This is a genomic window from Nocardiopsis mwathae (assembly GCF_014201195.1).
In the GTDB taxonomy this organism is placed as follows: Bacteria; Actinomycetota; Actinomycetes; order Streptosporangiales; family Streptosporangiaceae; genus Nocardiopsis_C; species Nocardiopsis_C mwathae.
In genome coordinates, this window is sequence record NZ_JACHDS010000001.1 from 4169110 (window position 1) to 4191447 (window position 22338).

Sequence of the window (22338 nt, forward strand, 5' to 3'; positions counted from 1 at the left end):
CGGGAACCGGCGGCCCGACCGGGCCCGAAAAGGTCGCCTTTGGAACACAGGTGGCCGGGCCACTCCCGCGGCGCTCCGCCCCCCGTACGTGGAACGGGGGCGGTCCGCGCCTGTGCCCGGGCCGCGCGATCCCGCATTCGCCCAGGTCAGACGGGCCTCCTCGGAGGCTCCCCGGGCGCCGCGGCCGCGCGGGCCCGGTCGGCCGCGGCGCCGGCCGGGCCGGATATCGGACGGGACCCAACCCGCAGGATCATCGCGAACTATCGCCGCCTCCTGCGGGATTACGGGCGAAGCGATCCCATTGATTCATGGGGCATCGCCGTATTCGGCACCATCCGGAATCCGCGCATGTACGCCCCTGTACGGCTGCCCGCCCACCCCTGCCGACCGGTCACACCAGCGTGCGCGCCTGGGCGTAGTGGCACGCGGAGGCGTGCCCCTGTCCGCGGTCGGCCAGCTCGGGGACCTCCTCCACACAGCGCGTCCGCTCCACCTCCGACAGCTCGCCGGCGAACTTCGGGCACCGCGTACGGAATCGGCACCCCGACGGCGGCGCCGCCGGGCTCGGCACGTCGCCCGTCACCAGGATCCGCCGGCGCGCCCGCTCCTTGCGCGGGTCGGGCAGCGGGATCGCCGAGATCAGCGCCTGGGTGTAGGGGTGCGCGGCCGCTGCGAACAGCTGCTCGGTCGTGCCCGTCTCGACGATCGTGCCCAGGTACATCACGGCCACGCGGTCGGCGATGTGCCGCACCACCGACAGGTCGTGGGACACGAACAGGTACGACAGGCCGAGCTCGGCCTGCAGGTCCTCCAGCAGGTTGATGACGCCGGCCTGGATCGACACGTCCAGCGCCGAGACCGGCTCGTCCAGGACGAGCACCTTCGGCCGCAGCGCCAGCGCCCGCGCCACGCCGATGCGCTGCCGCTGCCCGCCGGAGAACTCGTGCGGGTAGCGCGACCCGTGCTCGGGGTTGAGGCCCACGGTGCGCAGCAGCCCGCGCACCCGCTCCGCGCCGTCCCCGCCGAACAGGCCGTGGATCCGCAGCGGCTCGGCGATGATCTCGAAGACGGTCATGCGCGGGTCGAGCGACGCGAACGGGTCCTGGAACACGATCTGCAGCTCACGCCGGAGCGGGCGCATCTGCGCGCCCTTCAACCCGGTCAGCGGCCGGTCCCGGTAGCGCACCTCGCCCGCCGTCGCCGGGATCAGCCGCAGCAGCAGCCGCGCGGTCGTCGACTTGCCGCAGCCGGACTCCCCCACCAGCGCCAGCGTCTCCCGCGCACGCAGCTCCAGGGAGACGCGGCAGACAGCGTGGATGTGCCCGACCCGGCGCCGGATGATGCCCCTCGACCGCACCGGGAAGTGCTTGACCAGGTCCTCGGCCACGAGCAGCGGCGCCCTGGGGTCGACCGGGCCGGCAGGCTCGGGCCGCGCGGCACCCGCCCCCGCCTCGGCGACCGGCTCCGCCACCTCTCCCGCCGCCACCGCCTGGACCTCCTCGGTGGTCTCCGCGTCCACCGCCGTGGGGCGGAACAGCTCGTCGGGCCGGGCCTCCCGCAGGCGGTCGCGGAAGTGGCAGGCCGACCGGTGCGGTTCGGTGCCCGGGGCGACCACCGCGTGTCCGCCCATCTCTCCACTGCCGTGCTCGGCCACCGCCAGCGGCGGCTCCTCGGCCCGGCACACCTCCTCGGCCATCGGGCAGCGCGGCGCGAAGGTGCACCCCGGCGGCAGGTGGAGCAGGGACGGCGGCGTGCCGAGGATCGGGGTCAGCCGCTCGTGCCGCGACTCGTCCATCCGCGGCACGCTGCCCAGCAGCCCCAGCGTGTAGGGCATGCGCGGGGCGTGGAACACCGCGTCGACGTTCCCGGTCTCCACCATCCGCCCGGCGTACATCACGGCGACCCGGTCGACGTGCCCGGCGATCACCCCGAGGTCGTGGGTGATGAGCACCAGCGCCGCCCCGGTCCGCTGCCGCGCGGTCTCCAGCGCCTCCAGGACCTGGGCCTGCACGGTCACGTCCAGCGCTGTGGTCGGTTCGTCGGCGATGATCACGTCGGGGTCGTTGGCCATCGCGATCGCGATGACCACGCGCTGGCGCATGCCGCCCGACAGCTCGTGCGGGTAGGCGCGCACCCGCTGCTCGGGGAACGGGATGCCGACGATCCCCAGCAGCTCCACCGCCCGCTCCCGGGCCTCGCGCTCGCTGACGTCGTGGTGGGCGCGCACCGCCTCGGCGATCTGCCGACCGACCGTGTAGACGGGATTGAGCGAGGTCAGCGGGTCCTGGAAGATCATCGCGATCTTGTTGCCGCGCACCTTGGAGATGCGCGCGTCGTCGAGGCCGACCATCTCCTGGCCCAGCACCCGAGCGGACCCGCTCACCCGGGCCGTCTTGGGCAGCAGCCCCATGATCGCCAGGGAGGTCACCGACTTGCCCGACCCGGACTCGCCCACGATGCCCAGCGCCTCGCCCCGCCGCAGCCGGTAGGAGACACCGCGCACCGCCCGCACGAGCCCGTCGTCGGTGGGGAAGCCGACGGTGAGGTCGTCGACCTCCAGTACCGTCTCTCGCTCCTCCGTGCCGCCCGGCCCCGGGGAGTGCATGTCCTCCGTCGTCATCTCAGACACCACCGTCACCTCCGCACCATGGTCTGCCGGGGGTCGAGGGCGTCCCGGAGTCCGTCGCCGATGAAGTTGATCGTCAGGCAGATCAGCACGATGATCACGCCTGGCGGGTAGAACAGCCACGGCCGTGTGAAGGCCGCGGTCCGGGCGTTGTCGATCATCAGGCCCAGCGAGATGTCCGGTGACTGGATACCGAAGCCGAGGAAGGACATCGAAGCCTCCAGCAGAATCGCCGTGGCGATGAGCAGCGTCGCCGCCACGATGATCGGCCCGGCCGCGTTCGGCAGCAGGTGCCGGAACACGATCCTGGTGCCCGTGGCCCCGGCGGCGCGTGCCGCCTCCACGAACTCCTGCTCGCGCAGGGACAGCACCACCCCGCGGACCACCCGCGAGATGGTGGTCCAGGAGAACGCGGCGATGATCAGTGCCACCGCGTACCAGGTGGTGCCGCCGCGGACGTTGCCGCCGATGGCGGCCACGACCACCAGCAGGGGCACCACCAGCATCACGTCGACGATGCGCATCATGACGGCGTCGGCCCAGCCGCGCAGGTACCCGGCCACCGCGCCCCAGACCGCCCCGATCGCCGTGGCCAGCAGCGACACGGTCAGTGCCACCTTGAGGGTCTGCTGGGTGCCGCGCATCAGCTGACCGAGGATGTCGTGCCCGGCGTTGGTGGTGCCCAGCGGGTGGTCCAGGCTCGGCGGCCGGTTGCCCGGAATCTCCCGGTGCACCATGTGGTCCCACTGCCACACGAACGGGCCGAGGAACGCGAACGCGGCGATGGCGAGAAGCACGACGAGGCTGATGACGGCCGGCCGGTGGCGCCGGAAGCGCTCCAGGACGACACGTGCCTGGCCGCGCTCCCGCACGGTCGCCACCGGCTCCGCTCCGGGGCCCGGCGCAGCGGGTTCGGCCGAGCGGCCCGTCCCACGGCCTTCGATGTCACTCATAGCGGATCCTCGGGTCGAGCACGGCGTAGAGGAGGTCGGCGAGGAGGTTGGCGGTGATCACGATGACCCCGCTCAGCATCAGCCAGCCCATCAGGGCATAGGAGTCGCTGCGCTTGATCGCCTCGACGAAGAAGTCGCCCAGGCCGCGCCACTGGAACACGGTCTCGGTGAGGACGACGCCGTCGATGATCCCGGCGATCGTCACCGCCGCCACGGTCGTCAGCGGGATGAGGGCGGTGCGCAGCGCGTGGCGGCGCATCACCACCCGGTCGGGCAGGCCCTTGGCCCGGGCCAGCCGCACATAGTCGCTGTTCAGCACCTCCAGCATGGAGGTGCGCTGGTACCGGCTCCAGGCCGCGTACCCCGTCAGCATCAGCGCGAGGGTGGGCAGCACGAGGTGCGCGGCGGCGTCGGTGAGGCTTTCGAGCGGGGTGAAGCCGCGTGTGTCGGGCGACGAGGCGCCGATGGTGGCGAACAGGCGGAACCCGATCTGCTGGTTGGTCCACACCCCGGCCTCCTTGATCAGGGCGGCCAGCCAGAAGGTCGGCATGGCCAGCGCCAGGAAGCCGATGAAGGTGAGGGTGTAGTCGATCTTGGAGTACTGCCGCATCGCGCTGACGACGCCGGAGACGATGGCCAGTCCGAGGGCCAGCAGCACGGCCACGCTGACCAGGCGCATGGTGGTGGCGAAGCGTTCGGCGATGTTCGCGCCGATGTCGTAGTGCGGCCCCTGCACGGAGGGGCCGAACTTGCCCTGCAGCAGGCCGATGTCGCCGTTGCCGCCGATGCCGGTGAGCCACAGGACGTAGCGCTCGGGCATGCTGCGGTCCAGGTAAAGGCGCTCCCTCTCGGCCTCGATGACGGTGGGCGAGGGCGGCGGCTGCTGCACCATCATGTCGGCGAGCGGGTCGCCGGACACGTCGATGAGGACGAAGGCGAGGACGGAGGCCGCGAGGAGGACGGGGATCGTGCCCAGTATCCGCCGCACGGTGTACACGAGCATCGCGGTGATCCTTCGGTCGGGTCGTCACGATCGGGCCGGGCCCGGTGCGGGTCGCCGGGCCCGGCCCGGAGCACGGGCGGTCCGAGCGATGGTGGGGAGATGGGCGGGGTGCCGGCGCGCGCCGGAGCGGGAGCGCGCGCCGACCGGTGGGGGCCGCGGGGCTACTGGGCCACCGTCCCCCACTCGCCCATGTTGTAGATCGCGCGCTTCTGTGCCTGGCGGTTGTCGCGGATGTTCACGTAACCCTCGGTCACGAACGCGTAGGCCGGCTCGTCCATGATCGGGAGCACGTAGGCGTCCTCGACCAGGACCTCCTGGGCCTGGTTGGTCAGCTCGGCGGCCTCGTCGAGGGTCTTGGCCTCCAGCACCTTCTCGACCAGCTCGTCGACCTTCTCGTTCTCGTACTTGCCGAAGTTGCTGCCGCTGCTGCTGTGCCACTGCTGGAACGGGGTGGCGATGAAGAACGGGCTGCCGCTCCAGCCGAACTGCACGATGTCGTAGTCCTGCTTGCCGAGCATCTCGCCCAGGTCGTCGGTCACCTCGATGTTGGTCTCCACCCCGATGTCCGACAGGTGGGACTGGATGATCTGCAGCGAGGTGTTGCGGACGACGGTGTCGGTGGAGCGCAGCCGGAACGGGCCGACCTTCTCGCCGTCCTTGGTCAGCGTGCCGTCCTCGATCTCGTACCCGGCGTCGGTGAGGATCTTCTCGGCGGTCTCGGTGTCACCGGTGCCCTGCCCGGTGCCGCTCATGACGTCCCGGTGGTACGGGCTCTCCGGGGCGAAGGAGAAGTTGGTCTTGATCTCGTAGTCCGGGTAGCCGGCGCCGAAGTTCCGCTCGGCGATCTCGCCGACGTCGATGGCGGTGAAAATGGCCCGCCGCAGCTCGACGTCCTCCAGCCACTCGTTCTCGGTGTTGAAGTCGATGTGCTCCCAGCTGGCCCCCGGACCGATGTCGAAGTAGACGTTGTCCATCGCCTTGACCTGCTCGATGATGTCGTCGTTGTACTGCGCCGGGTTGGCGCCGTGGATCTCACCGTTGGTCAGGGCCGGGATCCAGGTCCCCTCGTCGGGGTTGAACCGCATGATGATCTTGTCGAGGGTCGGCTGGATCTCGCCGTACCAGTTCTCGTTCGGCTCCTTGATGACCTGGTTCTCCAGGTCGCCGTCGACGATCTTGTAGGGCCCGCCGGAGTACTCGGGCATGGTCTCGTTCAGCCAGTCGAAGTACTCACCGAGCTCCTCGGGGTCGCCGACGTCGAGGCCCTGCTCCTCGGCCAGGTGGGCGGGGTACAGCCCGCCGGAGATCTTGTGCCCGTCCAGGAAGCCGAACCACTCGGCGTTGGCCTTGCCGTCCTTCAGGGTGACGGTGACGGTCTTGCCGTCGTCGGTCCCCTCGATCTTCTCGACGTCGTCGTACTCGCCCGGCGCGCGCGACCGGCAGCCGTCGCAGTGCCCCTCCTCGGGGCTGGCCGCCATCTTCCAGGTGACCTCGAAGTCGTCGGCGGTGATGGGCGTGCCGTCGTTCCATACCGCTTCAGGCCGGAGTTTGAATTGGAAGGTGAAGGGATCCTCTTCGATCAATTCCGGCTCTTCGGCCAGCAGGTCCATGTCGTGCTCATAGGTCTCCCCGTCGGGGGCCCAGCGCCCGACAGAGGGCAGAATCCCCTCCAGCATCTGGTTGGTGTAGACGCTGCCGCCCTCGGGGGATATCAGGTTCCAGGATCCGGGCAGCGAATTGATCACCCAGGTGATCTCACCGCCCTCGCCCCGTTCACCGCTGTTGCAGGTATTGGGGTTCTCCTCGCAGTCCTCCCAGCCGCGGACCGCACCGTCGCCGCCATTGCCGCCGGTACATGCGGTGGCCGTCAACGCCAGGGCGGTCAGGGCCGCGGCGAGTCCGGTCACCGGTTTTAGCTTGAGCACGGTTCCCATCCTTCTCGTTGCCGATTCCAGAGATCAGCGGATCGCGCCTACTCAGACCGGTCGTGATACCGCACAGCAGAACATTCCACCCGCCGCACAGATAAGACATAAAGGCGATTTGTGACAAACCTGAAACCACTCAGGCCACAAATCATCCCACGATCCCCTTGCACAACTTTTTCCCAGCGAACACTCAGACTCGAATTCGATCTTCGACGTCGCTCCCCATCTTCGATCTTCACCCTGGGAACCGGCGGGCGACAGCAAGATATCGGCAGCACGCCGCCGGCAAGCGCACAACACAGCGGCCGACGCCCGGCCCATCGACTCCCTCACACCTAAGCTGGACCCCATGGACACAGGTCTCTTCGCCGACGGCGCGGCCATCCGGCGGATCAACCGCGAGGCCGTCCTCCTCGGCGGGGCCGGCTACGCGGTCCTGATGCAGGTGGCCCACCCCGCCGTGGGCCAGGGCGTCCGCGAGCACAGCGACTTCGCCGCCCGCCCGGTCAACCGGCTGCGGGGCACCCTGACCTTCGTCTACGGGCAGGTCTTCGGCACCCGCGAGGAGGCCGAGCGCATCGCCCGCATCGTCCGGGCCATGCACACGAAGATCACCGGTCCCGGCTACGACGCCCTCGACCCCGACCTGCAGCTGTGGGTCGCCGCCACCCTCTACGACTCCGGCATCCGGCTCTACGAGCTGACCTTCGGCCCCTTGCCCCCGCAGGACAAAGACGAGGCGTACCGGCAGGCGTCGGTCTTCGCCACCTCGCTCGGCTGCCCGCCGGAGACCTGGCCGCCCTCCCGGGACGCCTTCGACGCCTACTGGGACCGCATGGTGGCGTCGATCGACGTCGACGACTCCGCACGCGAGATCGCCCGCGCCCTCCTCGCCCCCGCCAACCCCCTGCTGCGCCCGCTCGCCCGGTTCCAGGCCTTCCTCGCCTCCGGCCTCCTGCCGCCGCGCATCCGCGACCAGCTCGGCCTGGCCTGGAGCGAGGCCCGGCAGCGCCGCTTCGACCGCCTGTTCTCCGCCCTGCGCCGCGTCTACCCGCGCCTCCCCGCCGCCGTCCGCACCTTCCCGATGCGCGCCTACATGTGGGACATGCGCCGCCAGACCCGACGCAACCGCCTCTACCACCGCCCGAAGCAGGCGGCCCGCCCCCGCTGAGCCCGGACCGGCAGGCGGGTGGGGTGAACGGACGGCCGCGGCCACCCGCTCACCCCGCATCCCTCAGTTCCAGGCCCCCGGCCCTGCTCCGGCCCCGGTGACGACGGTGGCGTCCAGCTCCTCCGACCGGGCCACCTCCGCCGACAGCCCGCAGCGGCCCAGGATGTCGGCCGCCCGCGGCGCCTGGCGCTCGCTCGTCTCCACCAGCAGGTGGCCGCCGGGAGCCAGCCACTTCGGTGCCGAAGCCGCCACGCGGCGCAGGAGGTCCAGCCCGTCGCCGCCGCCGTCGAGGGCCGACCGCGGCTCGTGGTCGCGGGCCTCACGGGGCAGCAGGCCGACCTCCGCGCTGGGCACGTAGGGGACGATGGCGACGAGGACGTCGACCCGGCCGCGCAGGGTGGGCGGCAGCGGCGCGTCGAGGTCGCCCTCGTAGACCAGCCCGCCGACGGCCACGACGTTGCGCCGGGCGCAGCGCACCGCGGCCGGGTCGATGTCGGCGGCGTGCAGCTCGCCCGGCGCGACCGACGGGTGCCGGGCGACGGCCGCGCCCACGGCGCCCGAGCCGCAGCACAGGTCGAGGACGACGGCGCGCGGCGGGGCGAGGGCGACGGCCCGCTCGACGAGGAACTCGGTGCGGCGGCGCGGCACGAAGACCCCGGGGCCGACCGCGACCCGCAGGCCGCAGAAGTCCGCCCAGCCCAGGACGTGTTCGAGGGGAAGTCCGGATGCGCGCCGTCCGACCATGAGCTCGACGTCGTCCAGGGTGCGTGCGGTGGAGATGATCAGCCGCGCCTCGTCCTCGGCGAAGACGCAGCCCGCGGCCCGCAGGCGGGAGACGACGTCGGCCCGGGCGCGGGACGGAAGGACGAGCGGGGAAGCGGATGTGGAAACGGAAGTGAAAGCCGACATGGAAACCTTTCGGATGCCCGTGGGCACCCCCTCGGTCGCCTATGTCGACAACGGCGCACCGACCGCTCGGTCGCGAGGTGGGAGTACCCGGCCTGATCCAGCGTTAACGGGTCTCACCTCCTCGGTAGGTCCTTCAAGACGGATCAACGCTACCGCAGGTGCACGGGTGGCCTGACATCGCTGAGCCGACCGGCGCACCGGTACCCCTCCCCGCTGACCGGTAGGGGCGGTGACCGGTAGGGGCGGTGGGTCCGCTGAACGCCTTGCGGGCGATCCCGTGCCGGGTGTCCTGTCGAGACGGGGCCAGCAGCAACGAGGGCGGTGGGGGCGTGGGGTGGCCGGTCGTCACACGGGTGGGCGGGGGCCGGGCTGACGGTGGGAGCAAGCACCTCTGTTCGGCCCCGATTCCGGACGGAGAGGCAGCGAGGAGGAGGGGACGGGCGCCCCTTCCCCCCCCCCCCCCCCCCCCCCCCCGCGGCCCGTCCCACATCCGCCCTGACCAGCGCACTCGTCCGTTGATCTCGGAGATATTGGGGTGAAAATCGCCCGCGAGACCCCAATATCTCCGAGATCAACGAAAGAGGGGTGGGAAAACGCTCTCCCACGCCCGAACCCCGGTGGCGGGCGGGTTGGGACGCCCGGATCGGGGACTCCGGGCAGCCCAGAATGATTTCCCGCGATGACCATGGGAAAGAATCGGGCGAAACGGGCGCCACCGGATGCGAGACCATGATCATCTTCAGAGAGGCCGCGGGGCTCTCGGATCGCGGAAACGGCTGCACGCGAAACGGAAACCCGGACGTCCGGGCGGGCCGCAGCCACCGACCCGCCCGACCCCAACCGCCCACCGGGCCCGAAAGACCGCCGGACAGCGCTTTCCCACCCTCTCGTCCGTTGATCTCGGGGCTATCGACCGAATTCTCGTCGGTATTCGGTCGATAGCCCCGAGATCAACGGAGGAAGGGCATCGGTCGGGTGGGCGCGCAGGCGGGGGTAGGGCAGACCGGGGGACGGAAGGGGCGCCCCTCCCTGTCGTCCTCGTCGCTGCTTCCCTGGTACGGGTCCGGGGCCTGACCAGGGCGATAGCTCCCACCGCTGGCGCGGCCAGCCGCCCACCCGCACGGCGACCGACCGCCCCAGACCCCTCCTCCTCGTCGCTGCTTCCCGGTACGGGGCCGGGGGCGGTCTTTGGCGTCGGCACCCGCCGTTAGCCCGACTGCCGACCCACCCGCACGACGACCGGCGGCCCCAAGCCCCTACCGCCCTCGTCGCTGCTGCCCCCGTCTCTGCAGGACACCCCGCACCGGACCGCCGACAAGGTGCTCAGCGGGCCCGTCTGCCGCGGCGGCCACCACCTGCCCCTACGGGGAGGGCCCCACCCCTGAGGGGGTCCTCCCCGTGTGTCCGCGGTTCTCGCCCGGATCGGTCCGGGCGGGCTCAGGCCAGGCGGTCGTGCAGGGCGTTGTACTCGTCCCACAGCTCGGCGGGGAACTGGTCGCCGAAGGACTTGAAGAACTCCGGCATCAGGTCCGCCTCCTCGCGCCAGGTCGCGCGGTCGACCGAGAGCAGGAAGTCCAGTTCCTCGGCGCTGAGGTCGAGGCCCTCGGTGTCGATGCCGCCCTCGCCCGGGACCAGGCCGATCGCCGTCTCGGTCGCGTCGGCCGTCCCGTCGAGGCGCTCGACGATCCACTTCAGGACGCGGCTGTTCTCGCCGAATCCCGGCCATACGAAGCGGCCGTCCTGGCCCTTGCGGAACCAGTTCACGTAGAAGATGCGGGGCAGCTTCTCGGCGTCGGTCATCCGGCCGATGTCCAGCCAGTGGGCGAAGTAGTCGCCCATGTTGTAGCCGCAGAACGGCAGCATCGCGAACGGGTCGCGGCGCAGCTCGCCGACCCTGCCTTCCGCTGCCGCGGTCTTCTCCGAGGCGACGTTCGCGCCCAGGAAGACGCCGTGCTGCCAGCTGAACGACTCGGTGACGAGCGGGACCGCGGTGGCGCGGCGGCCGCCGAACAGGATCGCCGAGATCGGGACGCCGGCGGGGTCCTCCCACTCCCCGGCGATGGTCGGTGCCTGCCCGGCCGGGGTGGTGAAGCGGGCGTTGGGGTGGGCGGCCGGCTCGTCGGAGTCCGGCGTCCAGTCGCGGCCCTTCCAGTCGGTCAGGTGGGCGGGCGGCTCCTCGGTGAGGCCCTCCCACCACACGTCGCCGTCGTCGGTGAGGGCGACGTTGGTGAAGATGCTGTTGCCCCACAGCGTCGCCACCGCGTTGGCGTTGGTGGACGCGCCGGTGCCGGGTGCGACGCCGAAGAACCCGGCTTCCGGGTTGATCGCGTACAGGCGGCCGTCTGCACCGAAACGCATCCAGGCGATGTCGTCCCCGACCGTCTCGACCTTCCAACCGGGGATGGTGGGCTCCAGCATGGCAAGGTTGGTCTTGCCGCAGGCGCTCGGGAACGCGGCCGCGATGTAGCGGGCCTCGCCTCCGGGCGGGGTGATCTTGAGGATGAGCATGTGCTCGGCCATCCAGCCCTCGTCGCGGGCCATCACCGAGGCGATGCGCAGGGCGTAGCACTTCTTGCCGAGCAGGGCGTTGCCGCCGTAGCCCGAGCCGTAGGACCAGATCTCGCGGGTCTCGGGGAAGTGCGAGATGTACTTGGTGTCGTTGCACGGCCACGGCACGTCGGCCTGGCCCGGCTCCAGCGGGGCGCCCACGGAGTGCACGGCCTTGACGAAGGAGCCGCGCTCCTCGATCAGGCGCAGGGCCGGGGTGCCCATCCGGGCCATGATGCGCATCGACACCGCGACGTAGGCGGAGTCGGTGATCTCCACGCCGAGCTGAGAGATCTCACCGCCCAGCGGCCCCATGCAGAACGGCACCACGTACATGGTGCGGCCGCGCATGCAGCCGTCGAAGACATCGGCGAACGTGGCGCGCATCTCGTCGGGCGCGATCCAGTTGTTGGTCGGACCGGCGTCCCTCTCCCGCTCCGAGCAGATGAACGTGCGGTCCTCGACCCGGGCGACGTCGCCGGGGTCGGATCGGCAGTAGAAGCTGTTGGGCCGCAGTTCGGGATTGAGCCGGACAAAGGTCCCGTTATCCACGAGTAGACCGGTCAGCCGCTCCCATTCCTCGTCGGAACCATCGCACCAGACGACGTTCTCGGGCTTGGCCAGGGCTGCGACCTCACGGACCCAGTCGATGAGTTCCTGGTGGTCAGTGGGCGGAAGTCCGGTATCGGCAACACTGTCGGTCACAACGACTCCTTCGGGATGGACAGGTCCGCATCATCGTTGAACCGGGCCCTTCCAGGCTAGTTGGTCTGGACAGGAGGTCTAGACCATAGGTTCAGTAATCCCTCGCCTGCGGAGATTCGTTCCATCGCTTTCGGAAGGAGGCGTTCGTCACTCGGGTGCGTGGTCGGGGTACGGCGCGCCCGGCGGCCGGGCAGAGGAGGTACCGAGGTCGGGGGCCGGGGCGGGTAGGAGACGTTCCCGGCCCGCGGACCGTCGATGGCCGCCGGGCGCGTTCGAGGGGGCGGAGGGGACGGGGGTGCCGTCCGCCGCCGTCACCCGTTCCGGTCGCCGGTGCCGCAGTCCCGGCCGCTGTTGATGCAGTCGACGACCTCGCGCATCAGGTCGTCGGACATGACGTTGATGAAGTCGGAGTGGTCGGTGATCGGGTTGCGTCGCTCCTCGGGGAAGCCGTCGATGGCGAAGCTGTTGCCCTCCGGCACGTCGTAGACGAGCGTCTGGCGCAGCTGCGGCACCGCCACGGTTCCGCGCGGGCAGCTTCCGTCGCTGCGCGGGAACACGATGTGCGACCTGTTGTCGTCACTCTCGATGTTGCGGCCGTCCCAGCAGCTGGGGAAGTCGATCATGCGCACCACCTGGGAGCCGCCGGGGCACAGCGGGTACCGGTCGCTGAACGCCCGGTCCTCGAAGCCCGTGCAGGTCCACCGGGCGTTGGCGTTCTCCCCGCCCGTGGTGAACGCGCGCGCGTTGCCGGTGATGACCTGCAGGAACGGCGCCATCGGCTCGACCTCGGACCGCGGGTTCCCGCGGAACTCCAGGATGGCGCTCTGCGGGCGCAGGATCCGGCCGAAGTTGCCGTCGGCGCCGCCGCCGGAGTCGTTGGCGTCGAAGTCCACGCCGTTGATGTCGCGGAGCACCGGCCAGAAGTAGGAGGACTGGTCGCGCTCGTCGACGCAACTGGTGTCGCCCTGGGCGAGCAGCCGGTTGTTGGTGTCGAGGTCGTCGACGTAGTTCTGCACGTTCTGGTTGCCCACGTAGTCGTGGGTGTGCTGGGCGCCGTGCTCGACGCCGGGGGCGACGATCACGTTCTCGCTGTTGAAGAGCCGGTTCTCGTTGGTTCCGCAGTCCGAGACGAAGGTCCCGGTCGACCCGGAACCGCTCGCCTGCAGCTCGATGTCGGCCGGCGGGGCCTGCTCGATCGGCACGAAGTCGGCGTCGGACGGGCCGGTGACCTTTGCGTCGCCATGGCCGCCATGGTCGCCGTGGCCCCCGTGGCCCCCGTGCCCGCCGTCCCGGCCTCCGTTGCGGTCGCCGTCCCGGCCGCCGTCGAGGTCGAAGTCGACCCCGTCCTTGCCGGCGCCGGTGTCGATGCCTTTGCCGCCGTCGCCGCGCCAGAAGAAGCGGGCGCCGCCGTCGTCGGCCGAGGCACCCCAGCCGACGATGTCGACCTCCACCTGCCGGGGGTCGCCGAGGGCGACGACGGACAGCGCCCCGGCCAGTACCAGTGCCCCGGTGGCGGAGGCGAGCACCACGGGGCGCACCCGCCGCCGGTCGGCACTGCGGCCTTCCGCGGATTGTCTCCTTTTCCGGTCGGTTCGACCGGATTGTCGGTGTCTACGCACTACACCTCTCCCTTATCGATCGTGGGGGGACTGATTCGTCGAGGTCAGACGCCGGGGCGCCGCTCCGGTGGCAGGGGTTCGGGAAGGTCTTCGTAGTCGACCAGGCCGGTGCTCTCCAGGTGGGTGAGGTGCCGCAGCACGACGAGCATCGTGTGCTGCACGAACGAGCGGATGAGCTCGTTGCGGGTGCCCGCGCGCACCTCGGCGAGCAGCTGGATCACCTGGCCGTGCGCGTAGCGCAGGCGGTTGACGGCGACCTTGTCGTACTCGTCCCCGGACAGCCGGGACATCTCCTCCATCCAGCGCTGCTGCTCGCGCGTGGGCATGCTGGGCAGGACGACGTCGAGCTGCTCGGCGACGTCGCGCACCCGTTCGTCGAGCAGCTTGTGGTCCTCGGAGAGCATCACGCCGACCTCGCGTACGCGCTCGCTGCGCGCGCGCTCGATGGCCTGCTGGCCCGTGGGGATCTCCCACAGGTTGGCCTCGCGGACCTTGATGAGCACCTCGCGGTCGGAGGGGCCGAGCGGACCGAACGGGGTCGACTTCCAGTCCTGCCAGAAAACTCCGGCCACCGAGGTCGCGCCGTTCGGGACCACCATGACGATGGTGAGGAGTGAGACGAGGAGGAAGACCACCACCCCGCCGTACTCGACATATCTCAGCGAACTGACTCCGAAGCCCTGGAACCGCTTCACTTCCCGTCCTCCCGCGAAAACCCGACTGCGTCATGAGGCGTCAGGCGTCAGTAGCCGCCGGAGCCGCCGTCCATGTCCATGTCCATATCGTGCGTGCCATCGCCGTCCTCGGCACCGCCGGTGCCGTCGCCCTCGACCTGCCGGCCGTCGGGGGCCACCGCGTACCAGCTGCCGCCCATCGCCTGGCCGTTCACGTCCCCTGGGGACACGTCCCCCGCGTAGCGGTACAGCGGCCAGCCGGCGATGGTGACCTGGGTTTCGCCGTCCTCCCTTTCCATGGTTCCGACCAGGGCGGATTCGACGCCTTCAGCGGTGGGGTCACCCTCGGCCAGGGCGGGGGGCCACTGCTGGGCGCAGTCCGCGGCACAGGTGGACGTGGGCGGCTCGGTGGAGTCCTGGGTGAACATGTAGAGCGTGTATCCGTCGGAGTCGGCCACCACGTCACCCGCGCTGGTGCCCTTCGCCACCTGCAGCGTCGTATCGGCTCCGCCCTGCTGGTCCTGGCCCTCTTCAGAGGTGGCGGAGTCCTTGTCCGCGCCGTCGTAGCCGCCGTAGCCCGCATCTCCGTCGCTTCCGCATGCGGCGGCGGTCAGGAGTATGGCGGTCATACCGGCGGAGATCAAGGTCTTGTTTCCAGCACGCACGGTTCTCTTCCGATCCATTCTCGATGTCGCTGGGTAACGACGCCGTTTATTGCCTAGAGATACGGTCCCCGACGGTGAACGGTTCAACTCAAGTGACGGAAGTTGAGAAATACGGCGGTGATCAGGGGATTCTTTTGGACTGGAAAGATCGTGTGCTACACGGAGTGATCAACGGACAATCCCCACGCGACGGTGATCAACTACCGAATCCGCCCCAACCCGTCCCCCGAACGGCGGATCTGCTGCTACTGTCGACAAAGCGCGCATCTCTCGTTCACCACTCCCGTGTGGCCACTGCAGCCCCCGCGGAGATTCCGATCCGCCTGGACGGTGGAGGACAGCCATGTTCGAGCAGATCCCAACGCTAAAGCCGGGCGACACGACCCGGACGGCATCCAGGAAACGGCCCCGACCAGGGAGGACACGACCTAGGGATGCCGTGTCCCAACCCCTGCGGCGACCCTGGGTGAAGGTTTCGCTGCTGGCGGGAATACTCCTGGTCAACACCATTGTTGCAGTGGCCGGCCCGCAGCAGGTGGCGTTCATCCGGACTCTGCAGGATTTCCTGTGGGCATACTCCGGAGTCATCGCCCTCCTCGGGATGACCGCCCTCGTGGTGAGCGGACTGCTGGCAGCCGACCGCATCCTGACGTCCCCCGCGATGCGCATCGCCTACCAGACGCTCCACCGCGCGATCGCGCTCGCGTCCGTGGGGTTCCTGTTCGCCCACATCACACTGCAGGTCGCCTACTCCGGTGTCGGCCTGTTCAGCGCGATCGTGCCCATCGGCACGGATATCTCGATCGCCTTCGGCGTCTACGCGTCGAACCTGATGATCCTCATCATCGTCACCAGCCTGCTGCGCAAGCGCATGGCCGGGACGTCCTGGCAGTGGGCGTGGCGGGTCGTGCACACCACCGCCTTCCTGTGCTGGCCGATGGCGATCGTGCACGGGCTCACCGCCGGCCGCCAGCCCGACGGCTACGTCACCGTGGGCTACGCGCTGTGCCTGGCGGCGGTGGGGGGCGCGCTCGTCGTCCGCATGCTCATGCGTCCGGACACCGGTCGCCGCGAACCCGAGCGCCGGGCCGACGTCGTCCGCCCGGCCTCCGCCAACCGCGCCGCCGGCGGCCGCGCCCGGGGCAGGGCCACCGTGATCCGCCGCGGCCTCAGCGGCGACGATGCCGCGGCCGACCTCCCCGGCGGCACCGGGGACGCCCGGAACCCCGACGATCCGGCCGAACGCCGGGCCTCGCTCGTCGACGACGCCGACTTCTGGTCCTCCATGCGCAGCGAAAGACACGACAGATGACGTCGGTCGCCCCCCTCGGGGAGGTCCCGCCTGTACGCGCGATCGGCACGCCGCGGCTCACCCTCGGGCTCGACAGCGGACGCGGCTCCCGCCTCGACTTCCTGACCCACCAGGCGCTCCACGGCGACATGCCGCGGCTGAACGTCGACGACCTGATGACCATGGCCGGCCTGGCCGACCTGCGCGGTCGGGGCGGGGCCGGGTTCCCGTTCGCCCGCAAGCTGCAGGCGGCGGTACGGTCGGCCGAGCGCCGCGGCACGCCGGTGCGGGTGGTCGTCAACGCCACCGAGGGCGAGCCCGCCGCCGCCAAGGACCTGATGCTGCTGACCCGCGCGCCGCACCTCATCCTCGACGGTGCCGAGCTGACGGCGCGGGCGCTGAACGCCCCGGAGATCACCATCGGCATCGCATGCGGCGAGGCCGGTGAGAAGTCCCTGCTCGACGCCATCGACGAACGCGACTCCGACATCGCCGTGCAGGTCGTACGCATGCCCGACCGGTTCATCTCCGGTGAGGGGGGCTCCCTGGTCCGGGGGATCAACGGGCAGGTGCCGATCCCGCCCGGCCGCAAGGTCCGGGCCAGCGACCGGGGGGTGGACGGCCTCCCCACGGTGCTGTCCAACGCCGAGACCTATGCCCAGCTGAGCCTGGTCGCGGCGCTGGGCGCCGATCAGTACGCCACCGTCGGCCTGACGAGCGAGCCGGGAACGGTGCTGCTCAGCGTCAGCGGCTCGGCCAAGGCCCCGGCCGTGGTGGAGTGCCCGAGCGGAACCCCGCTGTCCGACGTGCTGGTGGCCTGCCACGCACCGGTGGGCCGAGGTGTGCTCATGGGCGGCTACCACGGCAAGTGGCTGCGGCCCGACGCCGTCCACGAGGCGGTGGTCTCCCGCGCGGGCATGGAGGCGGTCGGCTCGGCGCTGGGCGCGGGCGTCGTGGTTCCGCTGGGCGACGACTCCTGCCCGCTGGAGGAGACGGCGCTGGTACTGCACTACATGGCCCGGGAGAGCGCGATGCAGTGCGGGCCGTGCTTCCGCGGCCTCCCCGAGCTGGCGCGGGCGTTCGACGCCCTGGTCGACGGCGAGGCCGACCCGGAGGACGTGCAGCGCGCGGCGGCCATCGGCAACCGTCGGGGCGCCTGCTCCCACCCGGACGGCACCGCGCGGATGGCGCTGTCGGCGCTGGAGGCGTTCCCCGACGACGTCGCCGCGCACCGCTACGACGGCGGCTGCGGGACGTCCCGGCCCGGTGTGCTGCCCCTGCCCAAGGACGACTCCGGCCGCCGCCTGGTCTTGGACTGGTCGCGGTGCGACGGCCACGGGCTGTGCGCCCGACTCGCCCCGGAGCTCATCCAGCTGGACCGCAACGGTTTCCCGGAGAGCCCGACGGTGGACGTCCCGGTGCGGTCGGAGGACGCGGCGGCCAAGGCCGTGCAGATGTGCCCGTCCCTCGCGCTGCGCCTGGAGTCGCCGCCGCCCCTCTGATCGCTGCCGCGCCGTCCCGCTCCCGAGGCCATCGAAGGGGCAGGGGCCGCGGTGGGGGTTCAGGGAGGGGCGGAGCCGTTCTCCTCCTCTGGTTCCTCCAGGCTCTCGCGGAGGCGGCGCAGGCCGTAGTGCATGCGCGACTTGACGGTGCCCTCGGGGATGCCCAGCGTCTCGGCGGTCTCGTTGACGCTGAGGTCGCGCAGGTAGACGTGGGCCAGGACCTCGCGATGGTGGCGGGCCAGGCCGCGCAGCGCCTCCAACACCACCATCGCCGACAGGGTGGGTTCGGAACCGTCGGGTACGGGCGGGTCGGTGTCGATCCGGTCGGCCACGACCTCCTGGGGGCGGATGCCGCGCTGGCGGCGGTCGTCGATGACGATGCGCCGGGCAACGGTCATCAGCCAGGCCCACAGGCTGTGGGGCTCCCGCTGCAGGCGGGGGGCGTGCCGCCAGGCGCGTAGGACGGTCTCCTGGACCACGTCCTCGGCCCACTGCTGGTCACCGCCGGTCAGCTGCCGGACATTGCGTAGTAGGGGGACCTTGAACTCCTGGTAGAGCGTGCGCACCAGCTGCTCCTCGCGCTCCGCCAGGTCGTCGTCCGCGGTCGTCCGATGAATTGTGGGGGAACTTTGACGCCGCACATCCACATACTCGCCGAAACCGACCCAAGTCACGCGGGAATCCGAAAAATTCCGCGAAACATGAGATCACGGACGCATGCGCAGGTCGCGGCGGCTTCGATCGGCGCCGCCGCAGCTACGGCGGGACCACCCGCAGCCGCTGCGGCGGCCGACGCCCCTGGTCGCGCGCGGTGAGCACCCCCGGCACGGTCGGGCGGCGCGCACCGGTGCACGACGGGATCGTCGCGGGGATGCCGTGCCAGGTGAGAAAGCCCAGCAGCGCGAAGAGGTAGGCCTCCTTGGCGTCGGGGTCGATGCCGAACCCCTCGGAGGTGTGCACCGCCGCCGGTGCGAGCGCGGACCGCAGCGCCGCGGCGAGAACGGGGTTGCGCAGCCCGCCACCGGACACGACGAGCTCGGTGACGCCGTGCGCGCGGCAGGCGTCGGCGACCGTCGCCGCCGTGAGCGCGACGAGGGTGGCACACAGGTCGTCGAGGTCCACGTCGGCCCCGTCCACCACCGTGTCCAGGTAGGCGGCGTGGAAGTGCTCCTTGCCCGTGGACTTGGGGGCGGGGCGGGCGTAGTAGGGGTCGGCGCGCAGGCGGGCCAGCAGGTCGGCGTCGACGCGGCCGCGCCGCGCGCGGCGGCCGTCGGTGTCCCTCTCCTCCCGGCCGGCGGTGGCCCGCAGCACGGCCGCGTCGATGAGGGCGTTTCCGGGGCCGGTGTCGAAGGCGACGGGTGGGCGGCCGGGGGCGACGACGGTGAGGTTGGCGATCCCGCCGATGTTGAGCGCGGCGGCGGGCGCGTCCCGGTCCGCCAGCAGGAGCACGTCCAGGGCGGCGGCCAGCGGCGCGCCCTGACCACCGGCGGCGATGTCGCGGGCCCGCAGGTCGGAGACGACGGGCAGGCCGGTGGCCTCGGCGATCCAGGCGGGTTGCCCGAGCTGCAGGGTGCCGCGGGCGCGGCCGTCCTGCACCCAGTGGAAGACGGTCTGGCCGTGGGAGGCGACGAGGTGGGCGGTGCGGTTCGGGCACAGCTCGTCGACCGCGGTGGCGGCGGCCTCGGCGAAGGCCCGGCCGATGCGGGTGTCGAGGCGGCAGACGGCGTCGATCGTCGTCGCCGCGGGCGGGAGTACGGCGCGGATGTCGTCGCGCAGCCGGTCGGGGTAGGGCACCTCCCGGTGGGCGACCGGGGTGAGCAGGACCTCCGTGTCCGCGCCCTCCGCCAGGCGCAGGTCGGCGACGGCCACATCGATTCCGTCGACGGACGTGCCCGATGACAGGCCGAGGACGATCACTCCGGCACCCCTGCCTCTCCCCTCTTCTCCGGCGTGGTCAGGGTGTGGTCGACGCCGCCACCATCGCCCCGACACGGCGGACCGCGCGCTCCGGGCCGTCCCCGGTCGCCGCGACCATGCCCCACCGCCGGGGGATGCACGCGATGGCCTCCATCATCCCCTCGGGCGGTGTCAGGGCCGCCGCCGTGTGCCGCATGCGGCGCAGCGTCTGGGTGCGCGGCGGGTGGAAGATCCGGGTGGCCGCGTAGCGTTCGGGGATGCCCTGGCGCCGCGCGATGTCCTGGAAGGCGCGCAGGGTCTCGCCTCCGTTCGAGGAGAGGTTGAAGTCGATCGCGCCGACGACGGGGCTCGCGCCGAACCGGCCGCCGAGGCGGCCGACCGCGAAGTCGACGCCGCCGCGGACCAGCCCGCGGTGGCTGCCGTCCGCGATGCTCCGGTGCCCCTGGAACGCGGAGCGGACCGCGTCGAGGGAGGCGCGGATCGTCCGGTAGGTGGCGCCCGGCAGGCCGAGGCCGGTCCAGCCCTCCTCATCGAGGTAGATGTTGCCGCGCCAGGAGTAGCCGTCCAGCAGCTGCAGGGTGAGGCCGTCGGCGAGGTGGCCGTCGCGGATGTGCCCCGAGGGCGCCACGGGCAGGCGGGCGCCGTCCAGTGTGACGGTGTGGAAGGTCACCCACGCCTCCAGGATGTGGTCGTCGCCCCGGACGTGGGCGGCCGCGGCCTCGGCGGCGAGCCGGTCGGTGTCGCGCAGGTCGAGACGGCCGATGATCCGGGCGCCGTCGGCGGAGTCGCTGGGCTTCAGGGCGGCGGTGCGTAGTCCGTACCGGTGCCGGAGGAGGTCGGCGGCGGTGAGCACACCGCGGACGAAGTCGTGGGTCGTGACGCCGGCGCGCGGGACGGTGTAGCCGGGCAGGACCGGCAGGCGCAGGCCGAGCCGGAGGTGGGCCTCGCTGCGGCGCTGTTCGGCGTCGAGCAGGTGCTCGGCGGGCAGCCGGAGCATCGGCTCGGGCAGGCCGAGTGCGGCCGCCACCGTGGGGTGGATGTGGCTCTTGCGGTTCCACCGGGTGGACACGACGGTGCTGTTGGCGTCGGTGGTCAGCGTGGGCAGGCCGGTCGTGCGCCGCAGCCACAGCAGCAGGATCTGCGTTTCCACGTCCAGCGCGTAGAGGCGGACCACCGCGCCGGGGTGGGCGCGCAGCCAGTCGACGACCCGTCCCAGGCGGGTGTCCGCCCCGTCCTCGTGGGCCTCGGCGAGCAGCAGCAGCGCGTGGATCAGGTAGTAGTGGTCGACGCCGCCGACGTCGACCGCGGGGACCCCGCGCAGCTCGGCCGCCTCCGCCCAGGGGGCGGTACGGCCGACGCACAGGTCGTCGGCGGTGCAGAAGAAGACGGACCGGGCCTCGACGTAGGTGCTCGAATCGTGCGGCGGGTCGCCGTTGGCCACGGCGTCCAGGTCTCCCTCGAAGGCCCGGAGCATGGGCGTGGCGGAGTGCAGGAGCAGGGCGGGGCCGCGCTGGGCGCCGGTCGCGGCCCGGTAGGGCCGGAGCTCGGTGCCTACGGCCTGTTCCACGCCCCCGAGGTCCATGCCGAGGAGGCGTTCGGCGCACTCCGCGATCCGCGGTTCGTCCAGGACCCGGTGGCCGGTGAAGAACCCGACCCAGGGCACGTCCCTGCCGTCGGGTGCACGGCAGCGGGACGCGGTGACGGGTGAGAGCACCATGCACCCTTCTTTCCCCGGAACGCGCCGCCGGGCACACGGCCGCCCTCGCCTTCGGCGGGGCGTGCTCAGTGCACGATCGCCACCGGGCCGTGCGCGCCGTGCAGGACGGACTGGCTGACCGACCCGAGCAGCAGGCCGGTGAAACCGCCGCGGCCGCGCGATCCGACGACGATGAGGTCGGCGGGGGTGGCCTCCTCCAGCAGGGCGACGACGGGGTGCGCGCGGACCGCACGCACGTCGACGATGACGCCGGGGTACTCGGCGCGCGGGCCGCGCAGCTCGTCCTCGGCGGTGCGGCGCGCCGCTGCCTCGACGACGCCGTCGTCGAACGCCTCCGGCGGCACCGGCCCCATCGCCGAGGCGAACGCGGCCATGGGCTGCCACGCGCACACGGCGACGAGTTCGGCGCCGACCTCGTGCGCCTGGCGGAAGCCGAAGTGCAGGGCGCGGCGGCTCGGCTCGGATCCGTCGACGCCGACGATGATGCGGCCCTTGGCTCCGTGCGCCGACTCGTGCTTCTTGGGCAGCACCACGAGCGGCACCGGGCTGCGCGCCGCCAGTTCCACGCCGACCGATCCGACGAACGCGGTGGCCAGTCCGCCCAGTCCGCGCGAGCCGATGACCACGGCGGCGGCCTCGGGCTTGTGCGCCTCCTCCAGCAGGGCGTCGGCCGGGCGCGCGGCGGCCAGCCGCTCCTCCACGTCGAGTTCGGGGAAGATCCGCAGCACCCAGTCGCGCGCGTAGTCGAGCAGGGCGCGGGCGTCCTGTTCGCGCGACGAGGGGGCGGCGGCGTCGGTCGACTCGACGACCTCGCCGAACGGCCCCTCGGCCACCAGCGGCCAGACGGCGGTGACGATGCGGATGCCGAGGCCGCGCAGCACCGCCTGGTTGGCCGACCACTCCAGCGCGTAGCGACTGGAGTCGGACCCGTCGACTCCGACGATGACCCGCCGGAGTTCGGGTGTGTCGTTCATCTCACCTGCCTCGATTCTCTGTGGACCCCACACTTTCAGCCTAGGCGGACGCGGTCGACGATCACCGCGGACGAATCCGTGAACCGCTCGCCGGAATCTTGACGTTTTACCCATACATGGCCGCCTTGTTGTCCACT

At 71.4% G+C, this 22338-nt stretch carries 16 protein-coding genes; 3 read left to right on the plus strand and 13 right to left on the minus strand.

Annotated features, from left to right (window positions below):
- Window positions 1-391 precede the first annotated feature (391 nt).
- From HNR23_RS18095 to HNR23_RS18110, 4 genes are all read right to left on the minus strand, one after another.
- Window positions 392-2620: an ABC transporter ATP-binding protein gene (locus tag HNR23_RS18095; protein WP_246422288.1), complete on the minus strand. Its 2229-nt coding sequence runs from the start codon at window positions 2618-2620 to the stop codon at window positions 392-394.
- Between the two features lie 14 nt (window positions 2621-2634).
- Entirely contained in the window at window positions 2635-3579 is a 945-nt protein-coding gene (locus HNR23_RS18100; protein WP_184077031.1) for an ABC transporter permease, read from the minus strand.
- Entirely contained in the window at window positions 3572-4582 is a 1011-nt protein-coding gene (locus HNR23_RS18105; protein ID WP_184077033.1) for an ABC transporter permease, read from the minus strand. The genes HNR23_RS18100 and HNR23_RS18105 overlap by 8 nt, the downstream gene beginning before the upstream one ends.
- A 161-nt stretch (window positions 4583-4743) precedes the next feature.
- Complete coding sequence (locus HNR23_RS18110; protein WP_184077035.1) at window positions 4744-6516, minus strand: ABC transporter family substrate-binding protein; 1773 nt, start codon at window positions 6514-6516, stop codon at window positions 4744-4746.
- A 343-nt stretch (window positions 6517-6859) separates the two neighbouring features.
- On the opposite strand from HNR23_RS18110, the gene HNR23_RS18115 reads away from it, so the two are divergent.
- Window positions 6860-7681, plus strand: coding sequence for an oxygenase MpaB family protein (locus HNR23_RS18115; RefSeq protein ID WP_184077037.1), 822 nt, complete (start codon window positions 6860-6862; stop codon window positions 7679-7681).
- A 63-nt stretch (window positions 7682-7744) separates the two neighbouring features.
- Here the strand turns inward: HNR23_RS18115 and HNR23_RS18120 are convergent, their stop codons facing one another.
- From HNR23_RS18120 to HNR23_RS18140, 5 genes are all read right to left on the minus strand, one after another.
- Window positions 7745-8590, minus strand: a complete 846-nt coding sequence (locus HNR23_RS18120; RefSeq protein WP_184077039.1) for a putative protein N(5)-glutamine methyltransferase — start codon at window positions 8588-8590, stop codon at window positions 7745-7747.
- 1437 nt (window positions 8591-10027) lie between these two features.
- Window positions 10028-11842: a phosphoenolpyruvate carboxykinase (GTP) gene (locus HNR23_RS18125; RefSeq protein WP_184077041.1), complete on the minus strand. Its 1815-nt coding sequence runs from the start codon at window positions 11840-11842 to the stop codon at window positions 10028-10030.
- 311 nt (window positions 11843-12153) lie between these two features.
- Window positions 12154-13371: a DUF1996 domain-containing protein gene (locus tag HNR23_RS18130; protein ID WP_184077043.1), complete on the minus strand. Its 1218-nt coding sequence runs from the start codon at window positions 13369-13371 to the stop codon at window positions 12154-12156.
- A gap of 134 nt (window positions 13372-13505) precedes the next feature.
- Complete coding sequence (locus HNR23_RS18135) at window positions 13506-14156, minus strand: DUF4142 domain-containing protein (protein ID WP_184077045.1); 651 nt, start codon at window positions 14154-14156, stop codon at window positions 13506-13508.
- Between the two features lie 47 nt (window positions 14157-14203).
- Window positions 14204-14764, minus strand: coding sequence for a hypothetical protein (locus HNR23_RS18140; RefSeq protein ID WP_184077047.1), 561 nt, complete (start codon window positions 14762-14764; stop codon window positions 14204-14206).
- 475 nt (window positions 14765-15239) lie between these two features.
- Here HNR23_RS18140 and HNR23_RS18145 point away from each other — a divergent pair, with 475 nt between their 5' ends.
- Window positions 15240-16112, plus strand: coding sequence for a hypothetical protein (locus HNR23_RS18145; RefSeq protein ID WP_184077049.1), 873 nt, complete (start codon window positions 15240-15242; stop codon window positions 16110-16112).
- Window positions 16109-17593 (plus strand): NADH-quinone oxidoreductase subunit NuoF family protein, encoded by a 1485-nt coding sequence (locus HNR23_RS18150; protein ID WP_184077051.1) that lies wholly within the window; start codon window positions 16109-16111, stop codon window positions 17591-17593. The genes HNR23_RS18145 and HNR23_RS18150 overlap by 4 nt, the downstream gene beginning before the upstream one ends.
- Window positions 17594-17652: 59 nt before the next feature.
- Here HNR23_RS18150 and HNR23_RS18155 read toward each other — a convergent pair whose 3' ends face one another.
- The 4 genes from HNR23_RS18155 to HNR23_RS18170 form a co-directional block, all read right to left on the minus strand.
- Window positions 17653-18267 carry a sigma-70 family RNA polymerase sigma factor gene (locus HNR23_RS18155; protein WP_343070614.1) on the minus strand — a complete coding sequence of 205 codons (615 nt, stop codon included), beginning with the start codon at window positions 18265-18267 and terminating at the stop codon, window positions 17653-17655.
- A gap of 82 nt (window positions 18268-18349) precedes the next feature.
- Complete coding sequence (locus HNR23_RS18160; protein ID WP_184077053.1) at window positions 18350-19510, minus strand: anhydro-N-acetylmuramic acid kinase; 1161 nt, start codon at window positions 19508-19510, stop codon at window positions 18350-18352.
- 37 nt (window positions 19511-19547) lie between these two features.
- Window positions 19548-21227, minus strand: coding sequence for a hypothetical protein (locus tag HNR23_RS18165; RefSeq protein ID WP_221308163.1), 1680 nt, complete (start codon window positions 21225-21227; stop codon window positions 19548-19550).
- 65 nt (window positions 21228-21292) lie between these two features.
- Entirely contained in the window at window positions 21293-22201 is a 909-nt protein-coding gene (locus HNR23_RS18170; protein ID WP_184077055.1) for a universal stress protein, read from the minus strand.
- Window positions 22202-22338 lie beyond the last annotated feature (137 nt).

Coding starts and splice junctions, on each gene's coding strand:
- HNR23_RS18095 (WP_246422288.1), bottom strand. CDS start 2,620: ATGACGACGGAGGACATGCACTCCCCGGGGCCGGGCGGCACGGAGGAG.
- HNR23_RS18100 (WP_184077031.1), bottom strand. CDS start 3,579: ATGAGTGACATCGAAGGCCGTGGGACGGGCCGCTCGGCCGAACCCGCT.
- HNR23_RS18105 (WP_184077033.1), bottom strand. CDS start 4,582: ATGCTCGTGTACACCGTGCGGCGGATACTGGGCACGATCCCCGTCCTC.
- HNR23_RS18110 (WP_184077035.1), bottom strand. CDS start 6,516: ATGGGAACCGTGCTCAAGCTAAAACCGGTGACCGGACTCGCCGCGGCC.
- HNR23_RS18115 (WP_184077037.1), top strand. CDS start 6,860: ATGGACACAGGTCTCTTCGCCGACGGCGCGGCCATCCGGCGGATCAAC.
- HNR23_RS18120 (WP_184077039.1), bottom strand. CDS start 8,590: ATGTCGGCTTTCACTTCCGTTTCCACATCCGCTTCCCCGCTCGTCCTT.
- HNR23_RS18140 (WP_184077047.1), bottom strand. CDS start 14,764: ATGACCGCCATACTCCTGACCGCCGCCGCATGCGGAAGCGACGGAGAT.
- HNR23_RS18150 (WP_184077051.1), top strand. CDS start 16,109: ATGACGTCGGTCGCCCCCCTCGGGGAGGTCCCGCCTGTACGCGCGATC.
- HNR23_RS18165 (WP_221308163.1), bottom strand. CDS start 21,227: ATGGTGCTCTCACCCGTCACCGCGTCCCGCTGCCGTGCACCCGACGGC.
- HNR23_RS18170 (WP_184077055.1), bottom strand. CDS start 22,201: ATGAACGACACACCCGAACTCCGGCGGGTCATCGTCGGAGTCGACGGG.